The sequence below is a fragment of the Pseudomonas chlororaphis genome, from assembly GCF_001921865.1.
Taxonomy (GTDB): Bacteria; Pseudomonadota; Gammaproteobacteria; order Pseudomonadales; family Pseudomonadaceae; genus Aquipseudomonas; species Aquipseudomonas chlororaphis_D.
In genome coordinates, this window is record NZ_MSCT01000014.1 from 34,325 (window position 1) to 55,843 (window position 21,519).

Annotated in this window: 20 protein-coding genes and 1 tRNA gene; 8 read left to right on the plus strand and 13 right to left on the minus strand. The window is 65.1% G+C overall.

Going from position 1 to position 21,519, the window contains the following annotated elements; genetic code table 11:
- Positions 1 to 47: 47 nt before the first annotated feature.
- The 7 genes from BTN82_RS16750 to BTN82_RS16780 form a co-directional block, all read right to left on the minus strand.
- Positions 48 to 617, minus strand: coding sequence for a TetR/AcrR family transcriptional regulator (locus tag BTN82_RS16750; RefSeq protein ID WP_075120240.1), 570 nt, complete (start codon positions 615 to 617; stop codon positions 48 to 50).
- Entirely contained in the window at positions 614 to 1,153 is a 540-nt protein-coding gene (locus BTN82_RS16755; protein ID WP_075120241.1) for a dihydrofolate reductase family protein, read from the minus strand. The genes BTN82_RS16750 and BTN82_RS16755 overlap by 4 nt, the downstream gene beginning before the upstream one ends.
- 195 nt (positions 1,154 to 1,348) lie before the next feature.
- Complete coding sequence (locus tag BTN82_RS16760) at positions 1,349 to 1,825, minus strand: GNAT family N-acetyltransferase (RefSeq protein WP_075120242.1); 477 nt, start codon at positions 1,823 to 1,825, stop codon at positions 1,349 to 1,351.
- 367 nt (positions 1,826 to 2,192) lie between these two features.
- Positions 2,193 to 2,387, minus strand: coding sequence for a hypothetical protein (locus BTN82_RS31385; protein ID WP_186828407.1), 195 nt, complete (start codon positions 2,385 to 2,387; stop codon positions 2,193 to 2,195).
- A 14-nt stretch (positions 2,388 to 2,401) separates the two neighbouring features.
- The gene (locus tag BTN82_RS16770; RefSeq protein ID WP_075120243.1) at positions 2,402 to 3,226 is read right to left on the minus strand and encodes an HNH endonuclease signature motif containing protein; all 825 of its coding nucleotides are present in this window, start codon (positions 3,224 to 3,226) and stop codon (positions 2,402 to 2,404) included.
- Complete coding sequence (locus tag BTN82_RS16775; protein ID WP_075120244.1) at positions 3,219 to 3,608, minus strand: (deoxy)nucleoside triphosphate pyrophosphohydrolase; 390 nt, start codon at positions 3,606 to 3,608, stop codon at positions 3,219 to 3,221. The genes BTN82_RS16770 and BTN82_RS16775 overlap by 8 nt, the downstream gene beginning before the upstream one ends.
- A 221-nt stretch (positions 3,609 to 3,829) precedes the next feature.
- Positions 3,830 to 3,903, minus strand: a tRNA-Cys gene (locus BTN82_RS16780).
- Between the two features lie 366 nt (positions 3,904 to 4,269).
- Between BTN82_RS16780 and BTN82_RS16785 the strand changes: the two genes are divergently transcribed.
- Positions 4,270 to 5,244, plus strand: a complete 975-nt coding sequence (locus tag BTN82_RS16785) for a quinone oxidoreductase family protein (protein ID WP_075120245.1) — start codon at positions 4,270 to 4,272, stop codon at positions 5,242 to 5,244.
- Positions 5,245 to 5,286: 42 nt separating this feature from the next.
- Positions 5,287 to 6,225: a LysR family transcriptional regulator gene (locus BTN82_RS16790; protein WP_075120246.1), complete on the plus strand. Its 939-nt coding sequence runs from the start codon at positions 5,287 to 5,289 to the stop codon at positions 6,223 to 6,225.
- Positions 6,226 to 6,229: 4 nt separating this feature from the next.
- Here BTN82_RS16790 and BTN82_RS16795 read toward each other — a convergent pair whose 3' ends face one another.
- Positions 6,230 to 7,123 carry a LysR family transcriptional regulator gene (locus BTN82_RS16795; protein ID WP_075120247.1) on the minus strand — a complete coding sequence of 298 codons (894 nt, stop codon included), beginning with the start codon at positions 7,121 to 7,123 and terminating at the stop codon, positions 6,230 to 6,232.
- 85 nt (positions 7,124 to 7,208) lie between these two features.
- Here BTN82_RS16795 and BTN82_RS16800 point away from each other — a divergent pair, with 85 nt between their 5' ends.
- The 4 genes from BTN82_RS16800 to BTN82_RS16815 all read left to right on the plus strand — a co-directional run bounded on the left by BTN82_RS16800 (position 7,209) and on the right by BTN82_RS16815 (position 11,968).
- The gene (locus BTN82_RS16800; protein WP_075120248.1) at positions 7,209 to 7,997 is read left to right on the plus strand and encodes an NAD(P)H-dependent oxidoreductase; all 789 of its coding nucleotides are present in this window, start codon (positions 7,209 to 7,211) and stop codon (positions 7,995 to 7,997) included.
- 232 nt (positions 7,998 to 8,229) lie between these two features.
- On the plus strand, positions 8,230 to 9,486 hold the full coding sequence (locus BTN82_RS16805; RefSeq protein ID WP_075120249.1) for an HlyD family secretion protein: 1,257 nt from the start codon (positions 8,230 to 8,232) through the stop codon (positions 9,484 to 9,486).
- 46 nt (positions 9,487 to 9,532) lie between these two features.
- Positions 9,533 to 11,758 (plus strand): peptidase domain-containing ABC transporter, encoded by a 2,226-nt coding sequence (locus BTN82_RS16810; RefSeq protein WP_075120250.1) that lies wholly within the window; start codon positions 9,533 to 9,535, stop codon positions 11,756 to 11,758.
- A gap of 6 nt (positions 11,759 to 11,764) precedes the next feature.
- Positions 11,765 to 11,968, plus strand: a complete 204-nt coding sequence (locus BTN82_RS16815; RefSeq protein ID WP_075120251.1) for a hypothetical protein — start codon at positions 11,765 to 11,767, stop codon at positions 11,966 to 11,968.
- A gap of 236 nt (positions 11,969 to 12,204) precedes the next feature.
- On the opposite strand, the gene BTN82_RS16820 is transcribed toward BTN82_RS16815, so the two are convergent.
- From BTN82_RS16820 to BTN82_RS16830, 3 genes are read right to left on the minus strand one after another with little or no spacing between them, the layout of a single operon-like run.
- Positions 12,205 to 13,581: an efflux transporter outer membrane subunit gene (locus BTN82_RS16820; protein ID WP_075120252.1), complete on the minus strand. Its 1,377-nt coding sequence runs from the start codon at positions 13,579 to 13,581 to the stop codon at positions 12,205 to 12,207.
- Positions 13,578 to 16,724, minus strand: coding sequence for an efflux RND transporter permease subunit (locus tag BTN82_RS16825; protein ID WP_075120253.1), 3,147 nt, complete (start codon positions 16,722 to 16,724; stop codon positions 13,578 to 13,580). The genes BTN82_RS16820 and BTN82_RS16825 overlap by 4 nt, the downstream gene beginning before the upstream one ends.
- 2 nt (positions 16,725 to 16,726) lie before the next feature.
- The gene (locus BTN82_RS16830; RefSeq protein ID WP_075120254.1) at positions 16,727 to 17,926 is read right to left on the minus strand and encodes an efflux RND transporter periplasmic adaptor subunit; all 1,200 of its coding nucleotides are present in this window, start codon (positions 17,924 to 17,926) and stop codon (positions 16,727 to 16,729) included.
- Between the two features lie 113 nt (positions 17,927 to 18,039).
- Here BTN82_RS16830 and baeS point away from each other — a divergent pair, with 113 nt between their 5' ends.
- Positions 18,040 to 19,458, plus strand: a complete 1,419-nt coding sequence (gene baeS, locus BTN82_RS16835; RefSeq protein ID WP_075120255.1) for a sensor histidine kinase efflux regulator BaeS — start codon at positions 18,040 to 18,042, stop codon at positions 19,456 to 19,458.
- Between the two features lie 3 nt (positions 19,459 to 19,461).
- Positions 19,462 to 20,151, plus strand: coding sequence for a response regulator (locus BTN82_RS16840; RefSeq protein ID WP_075120256.1), 690 nt, complete (start codon positions 19,462 to 19,464; stop codon positions 20,149 to 20,151).
- A 124-nt stretch (positions 20,152 to 20,275) separates the two neighbouring features.
- On the opposite strand, the gene BTN82_RS16845 is transcribed toward BTN82_RS16840, so the two are convergent.
- The gene (locus BTN82_RS16845) at positions 20,276 to 21,055 is read right to left on the minus strand and encodes an SDR family oxidoreductase (RefSeq protein ID WP_075120257.1); all 780 of its coding nucleotides are present in this window, start codon (positions 21,053 to 21,055) and stop codon (positions 20,276 to 20,278) included.
- Between the two features lie 35 nt (positions 21,056 to 21,090).
- Positions 21,091 to 21,486 (minus strand): GlcG/HbpS family heme-binding protein, encoded by a 396-nt coding sequence (locus tag BTN82_RS16850; protein WP_075120258.1) that lies wholly within the window; start codon positions 21,484 to 21,486, stop codon positions 21,091 to 21,093.
- Between the last annotated feature and the right edge of the window lie 33 nt (positions 21,487 to 21,519).

A 21,519-nucleotide genomic window follows, 5' to 3' on the forward strand; every position in this document is an offset into this window, starting at 1 on the left:
GCGTCTGTCCCGCAGACAATTCTGAAGAAAGCTGAACACGTGAGAATTCAAGCCGACACCGATGCATCCCGGGTCTGTATCCGGGCCAGGAGCCGATCCAGGGCCAGCGCGTACTGCCCCTGAATAGCCTCGCCATTACCTGCGGACAGCGCCAAGGCGATACCGCAGCCGTGCGCATGGTCAACCAGGATATCCCGCCAGAGAGACGGCTCGGGGGTGAGCGAACCCAGCAGCGCGGTCAGATGCTCGGACACCTTGCGCGTGACCCCGGCAAACGCTTGCGGTTCGGCAAAGATTGCCAGGGTGAGTTGCGGATACCGGGTCACCGCATCGAAGTAGCGGATCAGCACCAAGCGCAGCTCGGCCTGCGGCTCGTCCAAAAGACCGACGCATTGCGCGACTTCGCTGTAGACCCGGTCCGAGAGCTTGAGCAACAAATCGGCACGATCCGCGACATGGTTGTAGAGGCTCATCGGCGTAACCCCCAGGCGCGACGCAAGGCTACGCATGGTCAGTCCGGCAGTGCCGCCCTCCTCCAGCAGCCCGAGTGCCGTGGCGAGAATCTCGTCCAGGGAAAGCCCCCTGCCCTGGCTCGGGCGCCCCCGCGGCTTGCTCATCCGAGCACCTGGTAAGTGGATTGAACGTAGCCGGAAATGGCAAAGCTGCGGCTGGCAACCAGCTTCAGGTCGACGTCACCCGGCAAGGCTCCAAACAGGCGCCTGCCTGTGCCGATCAACACCGGAATCGAGGTCACCACCAAGTCGCTGACAAGCCCTTCGCGCAGGAAGGACTGGATCAGCTGGCCGCCATCGACATAGATCCTGCGAACGTTCCGCCGACTCAAGCTCTCCAGCACTTGCTGCGGCGCAAGGTTTGAAAATCGCACCTTGCCCTCCAGTTGCGCGGGCACCGGGGTTCCGGCCAGTTGCCGGGACAAGACCAACACAGGCAGATCATAGGGCCAGGTCTCAAACGTCACGACCTTCTCGTAGGTGCCTCGCCCCATCACGATCGTCTCCATGCTGGCGATGAAGTCGTCGTAACCGAAGTCCTCCTCAGGGGCCGGGTCCTGCAGTAACCAATCGATAGCGCCGTCCTCCCGGGCGATAAAGCCGTCCAGGCTGGTGGCGATGAAGACATGCGCGGTCGTCATGAGCGGAGCCTCAATAAATATACGGCGTATATATTTATTGAGCCCACGCGTAAACGCAAGCGCGTGGAATCAAAAGCGTTGGCGAGGCTGGGAGCCGACAACTAGAGAAAGGATTGCGCAACGCGCGGGGAAACCTCAGGTAATAAAAGTGAGGACCTCAGCCTGACGTTAACTATCCGGACAGCAGGCCTAGTGTTACCAGGTAGTGACGTAGATGCTCTGAGCATGACCGAAACGCACTACCTCTCGCTCAAGCGTCATGCCAACACGGTTGAGCAGGCGAATCGATGCCTCGTTCCTGCTCTGCGTTTCGGCAATCACCCTCTTTAACGCCAATCCCTCCCTTGCATACTGCAAAGCGAGGGTGAGCGCTTCAGTCGCATAACCTTTCCCGCAATGCTCTGGCAGCAGTTCGTAAGAGACTTCCACGTCAAAACCATCGTGATGGGTATCGAACGAAACAACTCCTGCAAAGTGTTCGCCTAGTCGAGATCTGACAACCCAAAAAGGAATTTCTCTCTCAGCCGAGATATCAAGTTGCGCCCGCTGCACTGCCGCTTCCAGGTCAAGCGGACCACCTAAATAGGCACGTACTTTCGGGTCGGTGTATAACCTCACCAGGTTGGAAGCATCTGTTTCTTTGACAGAATCCAGGTGGATAAGAGAAGGCATCAAGACCTCATAACGGCGATAGAGGATTTGTCAGCACGTATCTTTTACGACCTTCAACCCATTGTCCATTCAATCCAATCATGACCTCATCACCAGCGCAGAACGCCCCACCCCTCCGATCGAATATTCGATAGTTTCAGTTCAAGGACATCCGGCCGAAAGCGACCAGCGAGATTGAATTAACGCATGCAGCCGCCTGCTTGGACATTCAGCAGAGAAGATGACTAAGAAGGTCTATCTGCGAGTTGGAGAGATCGTTAAATCTACAAAATGCCCCGTATGCTGCCAAGATCATAATTGGCAGCATACGAGAAAAGTTTCCTATTTGCTTCCGGCGCCCTGGCTATTGAATACCCCTTGCAACATCCTATTTATCCAGCTTTTGCGAATGCAGTACAAAGGCTCGCAAGTGGATCAATGTTGCCATTTCGGGATCAAGACCGCGCAGAGTAGTTGCTCTATCGCTACCGTCAGGAAGATAAACGGTCAGGTTGTCGCCTTGAACTAAGTAGGAACTGGTGTAAATCACTCCCTCATGCTCAAAACTGATTTCCTCCTCCATATACAACTCCTGTGTTAGTGCCCGCTTAATCGCTTGTTTAACAGCTTTCTGTCTGCCTGATCGTCTAGCACATGCATTTTTCTATGGCAGTTGGGGCAAAGAGCGGCCGTATTTTCTACAGTGTCGGCCCCGCCCTTTATAAGCCACACAATATGATGTGTCTCTAGAAAAGGTGTGCCGTCCTTCTTAACGAATGGCGCAGGCTCCTGACACAGCTCACAGACTCCCTTGGACCTACGTTTGGCATGCTCCGCAACCCATAGAGAACGCTGATGCTGCGTGACTTTGGCGCTGCGTTTTCCAACATTGTCTCGCCCCTGCCGTCGGGCAAGCGCTTCAACTTCTGCATCGCTCAATTTACGAGCTTGTTTCTCTTTCACCTGGTTTAGCTGTTGCAACGTGATATCTGGAATGGCCGGTAGAACGCCTGACTTGAGGCGCAGTGGAAAAACCCAAACAAAGCGCTCATGACCTTTCACGTCAGCCTGCCTTTCTTGGTACGGCTCACCAGCCAGCATCACCTCGCCGATATAGGTATAGGTTTTAGCAGCAAAGACTTCGAACAGATGCACAGCGACACCATTAGCCCGAGATTCGTTCAGCGTTCTGTTTTGGTTAAATTCCAGCGACTGGTTATCAACCTGGCCCATACCCGTGTAGTGCAGCACATCGTCAATCCAGCGATCGTCATAAATTGACGCCACATGATTCGAAACGATGACCAGGGTGTTAGTACGATTCGATCGGCGCATCCCACCTTGAGGACTGCATTGAAACAGCTGCGTCAGGCCATCGTTATTGAGGTTGGTACCTGGAACTGGAAGAACAAAATTAACCATGTGCTCGGATGATCTCTTCGGCAATTGGAACATCAGCAGGAGCAAGGTCGTATCGCAGTAGCTCGTGAGGTCGCACCCACTCGATTAGGTCATGCACCTGCAGGACGAACTGGGTGGATTGCAAATCGACTCTAACGGCGATCAGTTCGATCATGCCGCCGGGATAGGTGTAAGTCGTAGAAGTGAGAATCTCGCCGGCGACGGACTCTACGCCCAGCTCTTCACGTAATTCGCGGGTGATGCAGTCTTGCGGTGTTTCGCCGCGCTCAAGCTTACCGCCCGGAAACTCCCACATGCCTGCCAACTTCTGGTGTGGAGCTCTGCGTGCAATGAGAATTTTCCCATTGAGATGAACGACCGCGGCAGCCACCGGCTCTTTCATAACGCGATTCCTTATCGCCAAGTCGGAGAGTTCCATAGGAAAGAAGGGAAGTATCTTAGCCGAGATCGATCACCAACCCGCACCCCAGGAAGAGAAATCCCCCTCGATTCAGCGCTAAAAACTGGCTACTTGCGGAAGCGATTCAAAAATTGCGGAAGTGATTACCCAGATCGCAGGCAATAAAAAACCCCGTAGATCATTGATCTACGGGGTTTTCAGTTTGGAGGCCGAGGTCGGAATCGAACCGGCGTAGGCGGATTTGCAATCCGCTGCATAACCATTTTGCTACTCGGCCAAACTTTCGATGCCTTACCAGCGCATCAAAGGTGTACAACTCGAAGCTGGAAACAGGAATTTGATCTTGCTTCCAACCCTTTGAATTCTAAGGGGTTTTTCGCATTCCTGAATCAGGAATGGACGCAATTCTGGACTTGTTCGCAGGGCATGTCAAGGACGGAAATGAAATAATTCAATGCCTTACCGTCGGAACTGGCTGTTGAAACCCGGCGCAAGATACCTGCGTCCCGAGAGCCGGTCAACGCCGGGATTTTTTCTATTCCTGCACAGAATGCAGGAGTGAAGTGCAACCAGAACGGATTGTTGACCCTGCTGCTCGCTCCTATTCTCGTGTCTCTATTTGGACACTCCAGGGAGATCGAGCATGGTCACCAGCGTCAAGCTTCATCAGGTGGGCGGCCCTCAGGTGCTGCAATTCGCACAGGCCCAGGTGCAGGCCCCCGGGGCCGGCGAGGTCTGGCTGGAACAGACGGCGATCGGGGTCAATCCGCTGGACCTCAGCCAGCGCAGCGGCGCCGTGCCGGTGGCCCTGCCCTGCGGGCTCGGGCTGGAGGGCGCCGGGCTGGTCAAGGCGGTCGGCCCCGGCGTCACCCAGGTCGAGGTGGGCGACCGGGTAGCCTATGCCACCGGGCCGCTGGGCGCCTATGCCAGTGCCCGGCTGTACCCGGCCGAACGCCTGGTCAAGCTGCCGCCGGAGCTGGCTTCGGACGCCGCGGCGGCGGTGCTGTTCAAGGGCATCACCGCGCAGTACCTGCTGACGACCACCTACCCGGTCGGCCCCGGCACCCGGGTGCTGGTCTATGGCGCCGCCGGCGCCCTCGGCCAGTTGCTGGTGCCCTGGGCCAAGCATCTGGGGGCCACGGTGATCGGCGTGGTGTCCAAGCCGCACAGCGTCGACCGGGCCCGCGCCGCCGGCTGCGACGAGGTGCTGGTGTTCAATGCCGCCACCCTCGCCCGCCAGGTGGTGGAGATCACCCAGGGGCACAAGGTCGATGTGGTGTACGACCCCATCGGTCGCCTGACTTTCGAGGCGTCCCTGGACAGCCTGCGCCCGCGCGGCGTGCTGGTGTCCTTCGGCGCGGCGTCGGGCGCGCCGGAACCGGTGGCGGTCGGCACCCTCAACGCCAAGGGTTCGCTGTTCCTCACCCGCCCGTCCCTCGCCGCCCACACGGCCAGCGCCAGCGAATACCAGATGCGCGCCGCCGAGGTGCTGGCGGCCTGCGCCGCGGGTATCATCCAGCCACGGATCTGGCAGCATTACCCCCTGGCCGACGTGGCCCGGGCCCATGCCGACCTACAAGACGGCCGGGCGCAAGGGGCCATTGTCCTGATACCTTGAGCGCCCTGTCCCTTTCGCCACCCCACGAGGCACCCCAGGCCCATGGATCTGTTCGACAGCCGCCAGGCCGATGAACTCGCCACCTTGCTGGCGCTCTTCGAGCACGGCTCGTTCGCCGCCGCGGGCCGGGCCTTGCAGCGCCATCCCTCGGTGCTGTCCAAGCGCCTGGCAGCGCTGGAAGGCCGCCTGGGCATTCGCCTGGTGCAGCGCACCACCCGGCAACTGCGCTTTACCGACGAAGGCCTGCGTTTAGTGGAGCGCCTGCGCCATGCCGCCGGCCTGATCAGTGCCGCCGAGCACGAAGCCTCCCAGGGCGCCGCGCAGATCCGCGGCCGCCTGCGCCTGGCGCTGCCGGCGGCCATGGGCCGACGCTGGCTCAGCCCGCTCCTCGCCGAGTTTGCCCTGGCCCATCCCGCGGTGCTGCTGGAGGTCGAGTATTCGGACCGTTTCGTCGACCTGGTCGGCGAAGGTTTCGACGCGGCGATTCGCATCGGCGAACTGGCCGACAGCCAACTGGTGGCGCGCAAGCTGTGCGCCCACCGACGCATCCTCTGCGCCTCCCCCGCGTACGTGCAGCGCCATGGCCAGCCGCAGGTGCCCGGCGACCTCGCCGCGCATAACTGCCTGGGCTTCACCGGCCTGCGCTCCTGGCCCGACTGGCGGTTGAACTGCCAGGACGCGCAGGAAACCGTGCGCGTGCGCGGCACCCTGCAAAGCAACGACAACGAGGCGCTGCTGGCCGCCGCCCGGGCCGGTGTCGGCATCCTTGCCGGGGGCGACTGGCTGATGAACCAAGACCTCGCTGCCGGACACCTGGTGCGGGTGTTGCCGCGCTGGCAGTTGGACAGCGACTCGGGGATCTTCCTGCTGCGCCCGTCCGCGCGGTTCGCCAGCGCCAGCACCCTGGCGTTCAAGCGCTGGATCGAAGCGCGGTTCGAGCAGGGCCCGCCGTGGCAAACGCCGGCCACGGAGCAGCCGTGACGGCTCACAGCGAAGCGACGATAAACTCCCGCAGCCAGCGATGCGCCGGGTCGCGGTGGCAGCGTTCGTGCCAGAGCATGGCCATCTCGTAGCCCGGCACCGGCAGCGGCGGCTCGACCACCTTCAGCGCCGGGTTGTCGCGCACCAGGCGCGCCGGCAGCATCGCCACCAGGTCGGTGCGGGTCAGCGCCGCCAGCACGAACAGAAAATGCGGCACCGACAGCACCACCTTGCGCGTCAGCCCCGCCGCGTCCAGCGCGCTGTCGGTGACGCCATGGAACCCGCCGCCGTCGGGCGAGACGATGACGTGCTCCAGCCTGGCGAACTGCGCCAGGCTCGGGCGCCGCTGCAAGCGCGGATGGCCCGCGCGCCCCGCCAGCACATAACGCTCGCTGAACAACACCCGGCAACGCAGGCCCGCAGGGGCGTCCTCGCTGGTGTGCAGGGCCAGGTCGATAATGCCCTGCTCCGTCTGCTTGACCAGTTGCCCGGGGTCCAGCTCGAGCACCGCCAGGCGCGTTGCAGGCGCCGCAGCGCGCAACCCGGCCAACGCCGGCAGGATCACCGTCGACTCGCCGTAGTCGGACGCCGAGATACTCCAGGTCTGCCGCGCCGCCGCCGGCTCGAAAGGACGGGCCGGCGCCACCGCCAGCTCCAGGGCTTCCAGCGCCCGGCGCAGCGGCTCGCGCAACTCCTCGGCCCTGGCGGTGGGCCGCATGCCCCGCGGCCCCGGCAGCAGCAACGGGTCGCCGAAGATCTCCCGCAGCTTGGCCAGGTGCACGCTGACCGAGGGCTGCGACAGGTTCAGGCGTTGCGCCGCGCGGGTCACGTTATGCTCCGCCAGCAGCACATCGAGGGTCAGCAGCAGGTTGACGTCCAAGCGCCTTAAATTACTCATTACAATACCTGGAATATTGGATATTCATTTCCAATATACCTGGCGAACCTCGATCCTGCCGTCTCCCGACATTGGAGACCCGAAAATGAAGGTACTGCTGGTTTACGCCCACCCCGAACCCCGCTCCCTGAACGGCTCGCTCAAGGACTTCGCGATCCGGCGCCTGGAAGCCGCCGGCCATGCGGTCCAGGTCTCGGACCTGTATGCGATGAACTGGAAGGCCGCGCTGGACGCCAACGACAGCGAAGGCCGGCCGGGCAATACGCGCTTCGACCCGTCCCTGGACTCCCGGCGCGCGTTCGCCGAAGGCACGCAGTCCGCCGACATCGCCCGCGAACAGGAAAAACTGCTGTGGGCCGACACCGTGCTGCTGCAGTTTCCGCTGTGGTGGTTCTCCCTGCCGGCGATCCTCAAGGGCTGGGTGGAACGGGTCTATGCCTACGGCTTCGCCTATGGCGTGGGCGAGCATTCGGATGCGCGCTGGGGCGACCGCTACGGCGAAGGCACCCTGGCCGGCAAGCGCGCGATGCTGATCGTCACGGCCGGCGGCTGGGAGTCGCACTACAGCCCGCGGGGCATCAACGGGCCGATCGACGACCTGCTGTTCCCGATCCACCACGGCATTCTCTATTACCCCGGCTTCGACGTGCTGCCGCCCTTCGTGGTCTACCGCACCGGGCGCATCGACGAAGCGCGCTTCGCGGCGATCTGCGAGCAGCTCGGCGAGCGTCTCGACCAGTTGGCGCAGACCGTGCCTATCCCTTTCCGGCCGCAGAACGCCGGGGCCTACCGGATTCCCGAGCTGACGTTGCAGCCGCAGGTCGCCGCGGACCGCGTGGGCTTTGCCGCCCACCTGACTCACCCTCAGCGGTAGTTGCATGCGCCCTGGCGTTGGCGTCATGTCGTGACCGAGGAGATCGCTGCCGGGTGGCAGTCGAATCGTCAAGGAAACAGGATTTTTCCATAAATCAAAGGCGATGCGGCTGATTTACCCCACAGCCCGAAAAAACGAGACTTTGCGCCCCATTTTTCGGTCGGGCAGTCATGCAACGCTCATCCCCTCCCCTCGCCCTGACGGCGCAGGCACCGACACTTCGGTGCCGCCCGTGAACGGATCGCTTTACCGCGAAGCCGCGCTGGACGCAGACCGGCGCAGCACCCTGGGCCGTGTAGCGCTGTACGCTCCACCGCATCACGGGTGGCTGGCGACTGCCGCGTTGCTGTTCGCCGGCAGCGTCGTCCTGTTTCTTTACGCCGGCAGCTATACCGCCCGCGAGCGCGCCTCCGGCGACCTGCTGCCTGAGCAGGGCGTGCTGAATATCGTGCCGCCGACCACGGGCATCGTGACCCAGGTCTTTGTCCGTGACGGCCAGGAAGTCGAGCGCGGCGCGCCACTGCTCGCGGTGTCCAGCGACGTCGCCACCGGCCTGGGCGCCACTCGGGCGCTCATCGCGGCGCGCCTGCAACAGCAACGAACGACACTGGAGCTCGACCTGGGTGCCCAGTCTGCCCTCGCGTCCGCCACGCTCCGTGAGCTGCACGCCCGCAACGCATTGCTGGCCGAACAGGTGTCCGCGTCCGCCAGCGAGATCGTCCGGCGCCGCCGGCAGGCCGAGCTGGCCCGGGAAAAACTGGCCCGCTGGCGCACCCTGCGCGAAAAGGGCTATGTGTCGAACGGCAAGCTCGCCGACGAGGAAGCCACGGTGCTCGACGCCGAGGTTCGGGTCCAGGAAGCCACAGGGAACAAACTCAAGCTGGAGCAAGAACAGCTCGACACTCGCCGCCAACTGGCCGAGGCCCCGCTTGCCGCGGCCCTGAAGCAACGCGATATCCAGCGCAGGCTCGGCGAGCTCGACCAGCAGATGGCCGCCAATGAAGAACAGCGCGAAAGCATCCTGCGCGCCCCCCGGGCCGGCACCGTCGCTGCCCTGCTGGTGCACCCCGGGCGCACCGTCGCGGCGGGCGAGATGGCCGTCGCGCTGCTGCCCAAGGACTCGACCTTGCAGGCGCGCCTGCTGGTACCCAGCCGGGCCATCGGTTTTGTCCGCGAAGGCGACCGGGTCGTGCTGCGCTACCAGGCGTATCCCTTCCAGAAATTCGGCGTGCATTACGGCCGGGTTGTCGACGTGTCGCGCACCGCGCTGTCGACGCGCGATGTCGGGGCCCTCACCGGCAACCCCGACGTCCGAGGCCAGTATTACCGGGTGGTGGTCGCGCCCGACCGCCAAGACATCGAGGCCTATGGGCGTCGCGAACCCCTGCGCGCCGGCATGAGCCTCGACGCGGACATCCTTCTGGAGCGACGGCGCCTGGTCGAATGGCTGTTCGAGCCGCTGTACGCCATTGGACGACTGCCACGATGAGCCCGGATTCGCGACTGCCGCCCTGCCCGCCCGTGCGAGGCGCCTTATGATTGACCTCCTCGACAAGCTGCGCGGCTTCGGCCACAAGCGCCTGCCGATGATGCTGCAGGCGCAGATGGCCGAATGCGGCCTCGCCTGCCTGGCGATGATTGCCTGCTATCACGGCGCCGATACCGATCTCGCGGCGCTGCGCCGGCGCTTCATGCCATCGGTGCGCGGCGCCACGCTGAATGAGATCGTCGGTTATGCCGATCAGCTGGGTCTCGGGGCCCGGGCGCTGCGGCTCGAACTCGACGAACTCGAGCGTTTGTCGCTGCCATGCATTCTCCATTGGGAAATGAATCACTTCGTCGTCCTCAAGCACGTCGCGCGGGACCATGTGGTGATCCACGATCCGGCGCACGGCGTACGCCGCCTGACATTCGAGCAGCTTTCGCCCTGCTTCACCGGCATCGCCCTGGAGTTGTGCCCGGTGCCTTCGTTCACGCCGCGGCACGACAAGCCAAACGTCTCGCTGACAAAGCTGATCGGTAAAGTGGACCGAATTGGCCAGGCCCTCGGGCTGACGCTCGCCCTGTCGCTGGCGATCGAAACGGCCGGCATCCTGGCGCCGCTCTATCTGCAGTGGGTCGTCGACCAGGTGCTGGTCTCGGCGGATGTCGACCTGCTGTCGCTGCTCGCGCTCGGCTTCCTGCTGCTCACACTGTTTCGCGATCTGTTCGACGGGCTGCGCGCCTGGGCGCTCACCTGGTTCTCCGGCCAGTTGAACGTGCAATGGAGTGCCTCGGTGTTTGCCCGCCTGCTGAAGCTGCCGATGACGTATTTCGAGCAGCGCCATGTCGGGGATGTCGTCTCCCGCTTCAATGCGATTCATGAAATCCAGCACACGCTCACCTCGCGCTTCGTCGGCACCCTGCTCGATGGCGCGCTGGCGGTCGTCACCCTGGCGGTGCTGTTCGCCTACCAGACAACGCTCGCCTGGCTGGTGATCGCGACCTTCGTCATCTATGGCCTGGTGCGTTACCTGGCGTTTCGCCCCCTGCGCGGCGCGCAAGAGGAATACCTGGTGCATGCCGCGCGAGCCGAGACCTTGCTGCTGGAATCGATCCGCGGCGTGCGGGCGCTGAAGATCGCCAATCAGCAAGAGCGACGCACCCACGGCTATACCAATGCGCTCGTCGACGCCACCAACCGTCACGTCAAGGTGCAAAGGCTGTCGATCTGTTTCTCATCGTTCCAGCACCTGCTGATCGGCCTGTCCCGGGTGCTCTTGATCTGGGCCGCCGCGCGCCAGGTCCTCGACGGCGAGTTCAGCGCGGGCATGCTGATGGCCTTCGTCAGCTACGCCGATCAGTTCATGACCCGGGCCTCGGGCCTGGTCGACGCACTGATCGAGTTCAGGATGCTGCGCCTGCATGGCGAGCGCCTGGCCGACATCGTGCTGGCCGAGGTCGAACCGGGCCTGGCCACGGCTCCCCCGCCGGCCAGGCCGGCCCAGGCTCCGCCCCCGAGCGTGACGGTAGAAGGGCTGCGCTACCGTTACGCGGACAGCGAACCGTGGATTCTCGACGGCTGCGCGTTCGCCATCGCGCCCGGCGAGTCGGTGGCGCTGGTCGGCGCATCGGGGCAAGGCAAGTCGACCCTGATCAAGCTGCTGCTCGGGCTCGTGTCGCCACAGGAAGGCCGCGTGCTGATCGACGGCATCGACCTGCGCACCATCGGCCCCCGCGCCTACCGCGACATGATCGGTTGCGTCATGCAGGACGACATCCTGTTCGCCGGCACCATCGAGGACAACATCAGCTTCTTCGCCACCGAACCGGACCGGGGTCGCGTCGTGGAAGTGGCCCAGCTCGCACAGATTCACAGCGACATCAGCGCGATGCCCATGGGCTACCGCACGCTCGTCGGCGACATGGGCGACGCCCTGTCCGGCGGCCAACGACAACGCGTGCTGCTGGCTCGGGCGTTGTACCGCCAGCCGTCGATCCTGGTCCTGGACGAGGCCACCAGCCACCTGGACGCCGACTGCGAACAACGGGTCAACGACGCCATCCGCCAACTGCCCATCACCCGGATCGTCGTCGCGCACCGCGCACAGACCATCCGCAGCGCGGATCGCGTGATCGAGATCGAATGCGGTAAGGCCCATGACGCCAGTGCCGCGACAACGAACCTGCGAGCCGAAGAGGCCCGCGAACATCTTCGGCCGGATTGGCCGGCCGAAGCGGAGGCCTCGGCGAACGGCCGGCCTCCCTTACCACAGGAGTAGTTCCCTATGCGTCAACTCACTCAACAAGAAATGACCGTCGTCAGCGGCGGCGGCTTCAACGGCAACATCAATATCAGCGGAAACGTCGGCACCGGCGGCAGCGGCTCGGTGAACGTCGGTATCGCCATCGGCGGCAGCAGCAACGGCAGCGGCAAAGGTGGGGATGCGGTCGGCGTCAGCATCGGCGGCAAGGCGTCGGGCGCGAAGTAAAGCGCGGATGCGCAGACCCGTTCGCCTGCAACGGGTCCGCGCATCAGGCCGTTGAAGCGTTACCCTCTGTCGCGCAAGCGGCAAAGCCTCGGTAGCCATTACCGAAGCACGAAGCACGTGCCGGGCACCGCCAGGTGTCCGGCACACTGTTTTCCCTGGCCACCGATCCTCTTGGCCAGAAGCGACCGGGCAGCATCGCTCCGAGCGCCTCTCCTACCCCTTAAGCGCAGCTCCTCTCACTGCCAACCGCCACCCAACACCTTGTACAACGTCACCCGGTTGCTCTGCTCGGCCAGGCGCAGGCTGATCAGGTCCTGTTCCGCGCTATACAACGAACGCTGGGCATCCAGGGCTTCGAGGTAGCTTTGCGAGCCGCCGCGGTACAGCGCGTCGGCCAGCTCGAAGCTCTTGCGGTTGGCATCGGTCAGGGCTTGCTGGGCCGCCAGGCGTTCGTCCAGGGTGCTGCGTACCGCCAGGGCGTCGGCGACCTCCTTGAAGGCGCTCTGGATCGCCTGCTGGTAGGTCTGCACCTGGATCTCGCGCTCGACCTTGGCCGCCTCCAGCGTCGCCCGGTTACTGCCGCCGTCGAACAGCGGCAGGCTGACGCTGGGGGCGAAGCTCCAGGCGCCGCTGCCGGCCTTGAACAACCCGGACAGCGCCGAACTCGCCGAGCCGGCGTTGGCGGTCAGGCTGATGCTCGGGAAGAACGCCGCCCGGGCCGCGCCGATGTCGATGTTCGCCGACTTCAGCGTATGTTCGGCCGCCAGCACGTCGGGGCGCCGCTGCAACAGGCTGGACGGCAATTCGGCCGGCACCTGCACCAGCAGCGCCGCCGTTTGCAGGCTCGCTCCGGGCAGCAGGTCGTCGGGGATCTCGCTGCCCACCAGCAGGCGCAGCGCGTTGCGGTCCTGGAGAATCTGGCTGGTGTACACCGCCACGTCGCCGCGGGCCGACTCCACGGTGGTCTGCGCCTGGACCAGGGCCAGCCCGGAAGAACCGCCCAGGGCATGGCTGCGGCGGGTCAGCTCATAGGTCGCCTGCTGGCTGTCCAGGGTGTCCCGGGCCAGTTGCAGCAGCTGGTTATCCGCGGCCAGGGTCAGCCAGGCGCTGGCCACCTCGGCCACCAGGCTGATTTGCGTGCTGCGCCGGGTTTCGTCCAGGGCCAGGTAGTCCTCCAGCGCTTCGTCCTTGAGGTTCCTCAGCCGGCCGAACACGTCCAGCTCGTAGCTGCTCACGCCCAGTTGCGCGCTGTAGTCGTGGCTGATGCCGTCGGTGCCGCTGCGGCTATGGCTGCCGCTGACCCCGGCGTCGACCGTGGGCAACAGCGCCGCGCGCTGGATGCGGTATTGGGCCTGGGCTTTCTCGACGTTCAGGCTGGCCAGGCGCAGGTCGCGGTTGTTGGCCAGGGCCAGGGCCTGCACACGCACCAGGCGGCTGTCGCTGAAGAACTGCCGCCACTGGATATCGGCGGCGGCCTCCCCGCCAGGGTTCGCGCCGCCCGGCAGCCATTGCCCGGCGATCGGCGCCTCGGGGCGCTGGTACTCGGGCGCCAGGTTGATGCAGCCACCGAGCACGACCAAGGTGGCCAACAACGTCCAACGAAACTTGATCATGCATCACCTGCCGGAACACGGGGAGTGGGAGTGGAAACCGCGCAGGCGCGGGTAAAACGGCGCCGGATCAGCACGAAGAACAGCGGCACCAGGAAGATCCCCAGCAGCGTGGCGCTGAACATTCCGCCCAGCACCCCGGTGCCGATGGCGCGGCGCCCGGCGGAACCTGCGCCGCTGCTCAAGGCCAGCGGCAACACGCCGAACATGAACGCCAGGGAGGTCATGAGGATCGGCCGCAAACGCTGGCGCGCGGCGGTCAGGGTCGCCTCCAGCAGGCTGTTGCCCTGCTCCTGCAAATGCTTGGCGAACTCGACGATCAGGATCGCGTTCTTCGCCGCCAGCCCCACCGTGGTCAACAGCCCCACCTGGAAATACACGTCGTTGCTCAAGCCGCTGGCGCGGGTCGCCAGCACCGCCCCCACCACGCCCAACGGCACCACCAGCAGCACCGAGAACGGCACCGACCAGCTCTCGTACAAGGCCGCCAGGCAAAGGAACACGAACAGCACGGAAATGCCGTACAGCAACGGCGCCTGGGAGCCGGACAAACGCAGTTGGTAGGACTGCCCGGTCCACTCGTAGCCGATGCCTTCGGGCAGTTGCTTGACCAGCGCCTCCATCGCATCCATGGCCACCCCGGAGCTCACCCCCGGCGCCGGGTCGCCCACCACTTCCAGGGAGGCGTTGCCGTTGTAGCGTTCGAGCAAGGGCGAACCGTAGCTCCAGGCGCTGCTGGCGAAGGACGAGAACGGCACCATCTCGTCGCTGCCGTTACGCACGAACCAATGGTCCAGGTCCGCCGCCTGCATGCGCGCCGCGGCCTCGCCCTGGACGTAGACCCTCTTCACCCGGCCCTGGTTGAGGAAGTCGTTGACGTAGGTCCCGCCCAGCGCCGTGGACAAGGTGCTGTTGATGTCGCTGGTGCTCAGGCCCAGGGCCCCGGCCTTGCGGTCGTCGATGCTGACCTTGAGCTGCGGGGTGTCGTCCAGGCCGTTGCTGCGCACGCCGAGCAGGCGCGGGTCCTGCCGGGCCAGTTCGATAAGCTGCTCGCGGGCCGCCACCAAGGCCTCGTGGCCGACGCCGCCGAGGTCCTTGAGCTGCAAGTCGAAACCCGAGCTCTGCCCCAGGCCGCGCACGGCCGGCGGTTGCATGACGAACACATTGGCGTCGCCGATGCTCGCCAGCGCCAGGGTTGCGCGCTGGGCGATCGACGCCGAATCCTGCCCGGCCGCGCCGCGTTCGCTCCAGTCCTTGAGCTTGATAAAGGCGCGGCCGGTGTTCTGGCTGTTACCGCCGATGCCCAGGCCGCTGATGCTGATCAGCGTGTCGATTTCCGGTTGGGCGAGCATGTAGTCCTCGAACTGCTTCATCACCGCCTGGGTGCGGCTGTCGGTGGCCCCGACCGGCAGTTGGAGCTGCGCCATGAGGATGCCCTGGTCTTCGTCGGGCAGGAACGAGGTCGGCAGGCTGGCATAGCCGCCGGCCATCGCCAGCAGGATCGCCGCATACAGCAGCAGGCTGCGCCCGCCGCGTTGCAGGACGCCGTCGACCAGTCCCTGGTAACGCTCGGTACCGCGCTCGAAGGTACGGTTGAACCCGCCGAAGAAACCGCCGCGCGCGGCATGCCCCTGGGAATCCGCGGGCTTGAGCAAAGTGGCGCACAGGGCCGGGGTCAGGGTCATGGCCACCAGCACCGAGAGCAACATGGCCGAGACGATGGTCAGCGAAAACTGGCGGTAGATGATCCCGGTGGAACCGCCGAAAAACGCCATGGGCACGAACACCGCGCTGAGCACCAGGGCGATGCCGACCAGGGCCCCGGTGATTTCCGTCATCGACTGGCGCGTCGCCTCCAGGGCCGACAGCCCCTGCTCGGCCATCACCCGCTCGACGTTCTCCACCACGACGATGGCATCGTCCACCAGCAGGCCGATGGCCAGGACCATGGCGAACATGGTCAGGGTATTGATCGAATAGCCGAACAACGCCAGTACGCCGAAGGTGCCCAGCAGCACCACCGGCACGGTGATAGCCGGAATCAGCGTGGCCCGCAGGTTCTGCAGGAACAGGAACATGATCAGCACCACCAGCACGATGGCCTCGCCCAGGGACTTGACCACCTCCTCGATGGACAGGCTGACAAAGGGCGTGGTGTCGTAGGCGATGACGTTCTTGAGCTGCATTTCCGCGGGGTAATAGGGTTGCAGTTCCTTGAGCTTGGCCTTGACCGCCTCGCCGACGCTCAGGGCATTGGCCCCGGCCGCCAGCTTGATGCCCATGGCCGCGGCCGGCTTGCCGGCGAGGGCAGTACTGATGTCGTAGCTTTCGCTGCCCAGCTCGACCCGCGCCACATCCCCCAGCAGCACCAGGGCGCCGTCGCTGGAAGACTTGACCACCACCGCGCGAAATTCCTCGGGGGTCTGCAGCTTGCTGCGGGCACTGATGGTGGCGTTCAACTGCTGCCCGGGCACCGCCGGCAAGGCGCCCAGTTGCCCGGCGGAGACTTCGGTGTTCTGCGCCTCCAGGGCGCTGCTGACGTCGGACGGCATCAAGGCGTATTTTTCCAGCTGCGCCGGGTCCAGCCAGATCCGCATGGCGTAGCCCGAGCCCAGGGCCTCCACGTCGCCGACCCCGTCGACCCGGCTGATCTGGTCGAGCAAGGTGCTGGAGATGTAGTCGCCGATCTGGGTCCCGGTGACGCTCGCGTTGTCCGAGGCCAGGGCGGCGATCATCAGGAAGTCCGAGCCGCCCTTGGTCACCGTCAGGCCTTCGCTCTGCACCGTCTGCGGCAAACGCGACTCGGCCTGTTGCAGCTTGTTCTGCACCTGCATCTGCGCCACGTCCGGGTCGGTGCCGGCGGCGAAGGTCAGGCTGATGCTGGCGCTGCCCGCCGAACTGCTGCTGGCCGACATGTAGGTCAGGTTGTCCAGGCCCTTCATTTGCTGCTCGATGACCTGGGTCACCGAGTCTTCCACGGTCTTGGCCGAGGCCCCGGTGTAAGTGGCGGAGATCTGCACCGTCGGCGGTGCGATGTCCGGGTACTGCTCCAGCGGCAGCTGGCTGATGGACAGGGCGCCGGCGAGCATGATGACGATGGCGATGACCCAGGCGAAGATCGGCCGGTCGATAAAGAAGCGCGCCATGCTCAACCCTCCTGCGCCAAGGCGCTGGGGGCGACCTGCGGCGTACGGCTACGGCTGCCGCTGGCGCTGTTCTGCGCCAGCACCGCGGCGCCGACCCGGACCTTCTGCCCGCCTTCGACGATCAACTGGTCGCCGGCGCCGAGGCCCGCGCTGACCCACCACTGGTTGCCCACCGCGCGGTCGATGGTCAGCACCCGCTGCTCGACCTTGCCATCCACTACCACCAGCGCCGAGGTCACGCCGCTGGCGCTGCGGTTCACCGCCCGTTGCGGCACCAGGATCGCCTGCTCATCGCGGGCCTGTTCCAGCACCGCGCGCACATACATGCCCGGCAGTAAAAGCCGCTCGGGGTTGGGGAACTCGGCGCGCAGGGTCACGGTGCCGGTGCCCTGGCTGACGCTGACGCCGCTGAACTTCAAGCGGCCGGCATGGGCATAGGTGCTGCCGTCGTCGAGCTTGAGGCTGATCGGCGCTTCGTCCGCCGCGGTGCCTTGCAAGGCGCCGCTGGCCAGGTCGCGCTTGAGGCGCAGCAGCTCGCTGGTGGACTGGGTGACGTCGACGTAGATCGGGTCCAGTTGCTGCACCGTGGTCAGCGCGGTGTCCTGGTCGGCCACCACCAGCGCGCCGGGGGTCACGGTGGAGGTTTCGATGCGCCCAGCGATCGGCGAGACGATGCGCGTATAGGCCAGGTTGATGCGCGCCGTCTCGACCCCGGCCTGGGCCACCTGGACCTCGGCCTGGGCGGTCAGCAGGCTGGCCTGGGCGTCTTCGTTGTCCTGCTGGCTGATGGCGTCGATTTTCACCAGTTGGGCATCGCGGGTCGCGGTGGCCTGGGCCGACTTCAGGGTCGCGCGGTCCTTGGCCAGGGTCGCCTGGGCCTCGGCCAGCGCCGCCTTGTAGCTGGCCGCGTCGAGCTGGTAGAGGCCCTGCCCGGCCTTGACCTCGGCGCCTTCGACGAACAGCCGCTGCTGGACGATGCCGCCGACCTGGGGGCGGATCTCGGCCACCAGGAACGCCTGGGTGCGCCCGGTCAGCTCAGTGGTCAGCGCCTGGCTTTGCGGCTGCACGGTGATCACCGTCACCTTGGGCACCTCGGCAGGGGTCGGCGCGCCCGGCGAGCAACCGCTCAACACGAACAACAGCATCAGGGAAACGATGACCGCGGCGGTCACCAGGGACTTGGCGAAGATTTTGCTCGACATAACGGCCTCTGCAAGACGGGATGGCTTGTGCCTGCCGGCATGCTGCGAGGCAAATGTGCAGGAAAATTGAAGATTGCCCGGCGACCTTGAATCTTTGTCGCGCCAGGGCCTAAATGAGCGGGCCATTCCGCCAGCCCCACGAGCCCATGAAACTGAGCATCTCCACCAAACTGTTCGCCGCGGTCCTGGCCAGCGTGCTGTTCGTCATCCTGAGCATGGGCCTGGCCACCGGCTGGAGTTTCGGCCGCGGCTTTCTCGGCTATATCAACGAGCAGGCGCTATTGCGTATGGAGCCGGTACTGCCGCGCCTGGCACAGGCCTACGCCCACGAAGGCAACTGGGAATTCATCCGCGACAACCCCCGCCGCTGGTTCGACATCATGCGTCCCGAACCCGAGGAGCAGTCCGACCAGCACAAACTGAAACTGCCGATGACCTCGGACCTCACCGGCGCGCTGTTTCGCATTGCCCTGCTGGACCGCGAAAAACGCCTGGTGATCGGCTATCCGGCCATCGGCGACGACGCCTTGCTGCGACCGATCGAGGTGGCCGGCGACACGGTCGGCTGGCTGGCGGTGTCGCCGTTCCAGAGCGTCACCGAAGCCGGCGGCGAACGCTTTTTCCAGTATCAGCTGCGCACCAGCCTGGCGGTGGGCATGGCCTCGCTGCTGCTGGCGATGCTGATCGCCTGGTGGATCTCGCGCACCCTGCTGGACCCGGTCAAGCGCGTGGCCGCCGCCACCCACCGGCTGGCCGCCGGGCAATACGAAAGCCGGGTGGCCGTGGCCTCCAGCGACGAAGTCGGCCAGTTGGCCCGCGACTTCAACCAACTGGCCTACACCCTGGAGCGCAACGAACAGATGCGCCGCGAATTCATGGCCGATGTCTCCCACGAGCTGCGCACCCCCTTGTCGGTATTGCGCGGCGAGCTGGAAGCCATCGAAGACGGCGTGCGCCAGCTCGACCGGCATTCGATGCAGTCGCTGCAAGGCGAAGTGGCGATGCTCAGCAAGCTGGTGGACGACCTGTACGAGCTGTCGCTGGCCGATGTCGGCGCCCTCACCTACCGCAAGAGCGCGTGCTCGCTCAACGAACTGCTGCAGGCCAGCGTGGCGATGTTCCAGGAACGCTGCCTGGCCGCCCGGCTCAAGGTCGAGCTGGAGCTACCGGCGCAATCGTTGCCGCTGGATGCCGACCCCAAGCGCCTGCAACAACTGTTCAGCAACCTGCTGGAAAACGCCTTGCGCTACACCGATGCCGGCGGCCTGCTGCGCATCCGCGCCAGCGCCGAGGGCGAGAACCTGCGCGTCGATTTCCTCGACTCCGGCCCCGGGGTCGAGGCCGACCAGTTGCCCCGGCTGTTCGAGCGCTTCTATCGCGGCGAGGCTTCGCGCAACCGCGCCAGCGGCGGCGCCGGCCTGGGCCTGGCGATCTGTCACAGCATCGCCCTGGCCCATGGCGGCAGCCTCGCCGCCGACCACTCGCCCCTGGGCGGCCTGTGGCTGACCCTGCGCCTGCCCGGCAAGGCCTGAAGCATGAACAGCGAACCGCCGATCCTGATCGTCGAGGACGAACCGAAACTGGCCGCGCTGATGCGCGACTACCTCGTCACCGCCGGCTACGCCTGCCAGTGCCTGGACAACGGCCTGGACGTGCTGCCGGCGGTGCGCGCCCGGGAGCCGCGGCTGATCCTGCTGGACCTGATGCTGCCCGGGCGCGACGGCCTGGAACTGTGCCGCGAGCTGCGCGGTTTCAGCGCGGTGCCGATTGTCATGATCACCGCCCGGGTCGAGGAAGTGGACCGCCTGCTGGGCCTGGACCTGGGCGCCGACGACTACATCTGCAAGCCTTTCAGCCCGCGCGAAATGGTGGCGCGGGTCAAGGCCATCCTGCGCCGCGGCCCGCCGCTGACGGTGGCCGCGCAGGCCCGCTTGCAGATCGACGAAGAGCGCTATCGCGCTTCGTTCGACGGCATCGCCCTGGACCTGACCCCGGTGGAACTGCGCCTGCTCAAGACCCTGGCCGCCGCCCCCGGGCGGGTGTTTTCCCGCGACCAGTTGCTCGACCGCCTGTACTCCGACCACCGGGTCGTCACCGACCGCACCGTCGACAGCCATATCCGCAACCTGCGGCGCAAACTGGCCCAGGCCTGCCCCGGGCAAGACCCGATCCAGTCGTTGTACGGCGTGGGCTACAAGTTCGAGCCGGGGGCGATACCGGGCTGAACGGCTGCGGCAATGCCCGGGGGAAGTCGAGTTCGGCGCAGGGAGGCTCCGAGTGCCCCCCCTTGAGAGCAATGCCATCCTCAAGGCCGCTTCGCGAGCAAGCTCGCTCCTACAGTCGGCGGGCTTACGACTGCCGGCGCGTCCAGGCGTCCTGCTGGTCCTGCTTGACGATGTCGACGAAACGCTCCGGCAGCAGGTTGCGGAATAGCCCGCCGTCGCGCTCCACCACCTCGACCATCTTCGCCACCATTTCCTCGGGGTCGTGTTGCTCGAAGGGGAACTTCAGCCCGGTGTGGTCGGTGAAGTGTTTCTGCGGGTCGTACCAGCTTTTCCAGGTTTCCATCATGCGGTCGTTGAAGCCGGTGGAATACGGCCCGGGGTTGATGGTCGCGACCTGGATGCCGAACTCCGCCAGTTCCCGGTGCAGGGCCTCGGCGATGGACTCCAGGGCGTGCTTGGAGGCGCAGTAGGCGCCGGTGAACGGCCCGGTCAGCAGGCCGGCAATCGACGACACAAAAACGATCTTGCCCTTGCGCCGCTCGACCATCTGCCGCACGAACCCCTGGGTCAGTTCCAGGTTGGCGAACACGTTGGTTTCGAACTGGGCGCGCAGGATATCCACGGGGATCTCCGCGATGGCCCCGGTTTCGGCGTCGCCGGCATTGTTCAGCAACACATCGACCTCCCATTGCCAGGCATAGGCCCGGTCGCGGGCCGAGGTGATGTCGAGCTTCTCGACCCGCAGCTCGAGGTTGCGGCTGGCGGCGAGCTGGCGCAGCTCGGTGACCTGCGGGGTGATCTGCACGCCGGCGATCACCTCATGGCCATTGGCGGCCAGGCGCAGCGCCACCTCACGACCGAAACCCGAGCCGGCGCCCGTTACCAGGATGCGTTTTTTACTCATAGCGATTACTCCAGAAAGAACGTGCGGGCCAGGGCTCAGAGACAAGCGCTGGCAATGAGGTGGTCCTCGTCGGCGGTGCCGCCCGAGACGCCGATGGCGCCCAGGCAACGTCCGGCCTGATCGACGATGGGCAGGCCGCCGGCAAAGCTGGTCAAGCCGCCATTGCTCTGCTCGATCGACCACAATGACTGCCCCGGACCGGACAGAGCGCCGAGGTCGGCGCTGGCGGTACGAAACAGCGCCGAGGTCCGCGCCTTGCGCTGGGCCAGGTCGATGGCCCCCGGCACGGCGTCGTCCATGCGCACGAACGCCAGCAGGTTGCTGCCCTGGTCAACGATCGCGATGCACACCGAAAGCTGCATCTGCCGGGCTTTGGCAATGCCATTGGCGAACATCTGTCGAGCGGATTCGAGGGTGACGGGCGGTGGCATGGCGGGACTCCTTGGCGATTGAAAAGAGTCTAT

Bases quoted from the DNA above. Each gene is read 5' to 3' on its own strand.
- BTN82_RS16815 (WP_075120251.1), top strand. From the start codon at position 11,765: ATGCGTCAACTCACTCAACAAGAAATGACCGTCGTCAGCGGCGGCGGC.
- BTN82_RS16795 (WP_075120247.1), bottom strand. From the start codon at position 7,123: ATGAGTAATTTAAGGCGCTTGGACGTCAACCTGCTGCTGACCCTCGAT.
- BTN82_RS16810 (WP_075120250.1), top strand. From the start codon at position 9,533: ATGATTGACCTCCTCGACAAGCTGCGCGGCTTCGGCCACAAGCGCCTG.
- BTN82_RS16755 (WP_075120241.1), bottom strand. From the start codon at position 1,153: ATGACGACCGCGCATGTCTTCATCGCCACCAGCCTGGACGGCTTTATC.
- BTN82_RS16825 (WP_075120253.1), bottom strand. From the start codon at position 16,724: ATGGCGCGCTTCTTTATCGACCGGCCGATCTTCGCCTGGGTCATCGCC.
- BTN82_RS16840 (WP_075120256.1), top strand. From the start codon at position 19,462: ATGAACAGCGAACCGCCGATCCTGATCGTCGAGGACGAACCGAAACTG.
- BTN82_RS16850 (WP_075120258.1), bottom strand. From the start codon at position 21,486: ATGCCACCGCCCGTCACCCTCGAATCCGCTCGACAGATGTTCGCCAAT.
- baeS (WP_075120255.1), top strand. From the start codon at position 18,040: ATGAGCGGGCCATTCCGCCAGCCCCACGAGCCCATGAAACTGAGCATC.
- BTN82_RS16775 (WP_075120244.1), bottom strand. From the start codon at position 3,608: ATGAAAGAGCCGGTGGCTGCCGCGGTCGTTCATCTCAATGGGAAAATT.
- BTN82_RS16800 (WP_075120248.1), top strand. From the start codon at position 7,209: ATGAAGGTACTGCTGGTTTACGCCCACCCCGAACCCCGCTCCCTGAAC.
- BTN82_RS16845 (WP_075120257.1), bottom strand. From the start codon at position 21,055: ATGAGTAAAAAACGCATCCTGGTAACGGGCGCCGGCTCGGGTTTCGGT.
- BTN82_RS16785 (WP_075120245.1), top strand. From the start codon at position 4,270: ATGGTCACCAGCGTCAAGCTTCATCAGGTGGGCGGCCCTCAGGTGCTG.
- BTN82_RS16830 (WP_075120254.1), bottom strand. From the start codon at position 17,926: ATGTCGAGCAAAATCTTCGCCAAGTCCCTGGTGACCGCCGCGGTCATC.
- BTN82_RS16790 (WP_075120246.1), top strand. From the start codon at position 5,287: ATGGATCTGTTCGACAGCCGCCAGGCCGATGAACTCGCCACCTTGCTG.
- BTN82_RS16820 (WP_075120252.1), bottom strand. From the start codon at position 13,581: ATGATCAAGTTTCGTTGGACGTTGTTGGCCACCTTGGTCGTGCTCGGT.
- BTN82_RS16770 (WP_075120243.1), bottom strand. From the start codon at position 3,226: ATGGTTAATTTTGTTCTTCCAGTTCCAGGTACCAACCTCAATAACGAT.
- BTN82_RS16760 (WP_075120242.1), bottom strand. From the start codon at position 1,825: ATGCCTTCTCTTATCCACCTGGATTCTGTCAAAGAAACAGATGCTTCC.
- BTN82_RS31385 (WP_186828407.1), bottom strand. From the start codon at position 2,387: ATGGAGGAGGAAATCAGTTTTGAGCATGAGGGAGTGATTTACACCAGT.
- BTN82_RS16750 (WP_075120240.1), bottom strand. From the start codon at position 617: ATGAGCAAGCCGCGGGGGCGCCCGAGCCAGGGCAGGGGGCTTTCCCTG.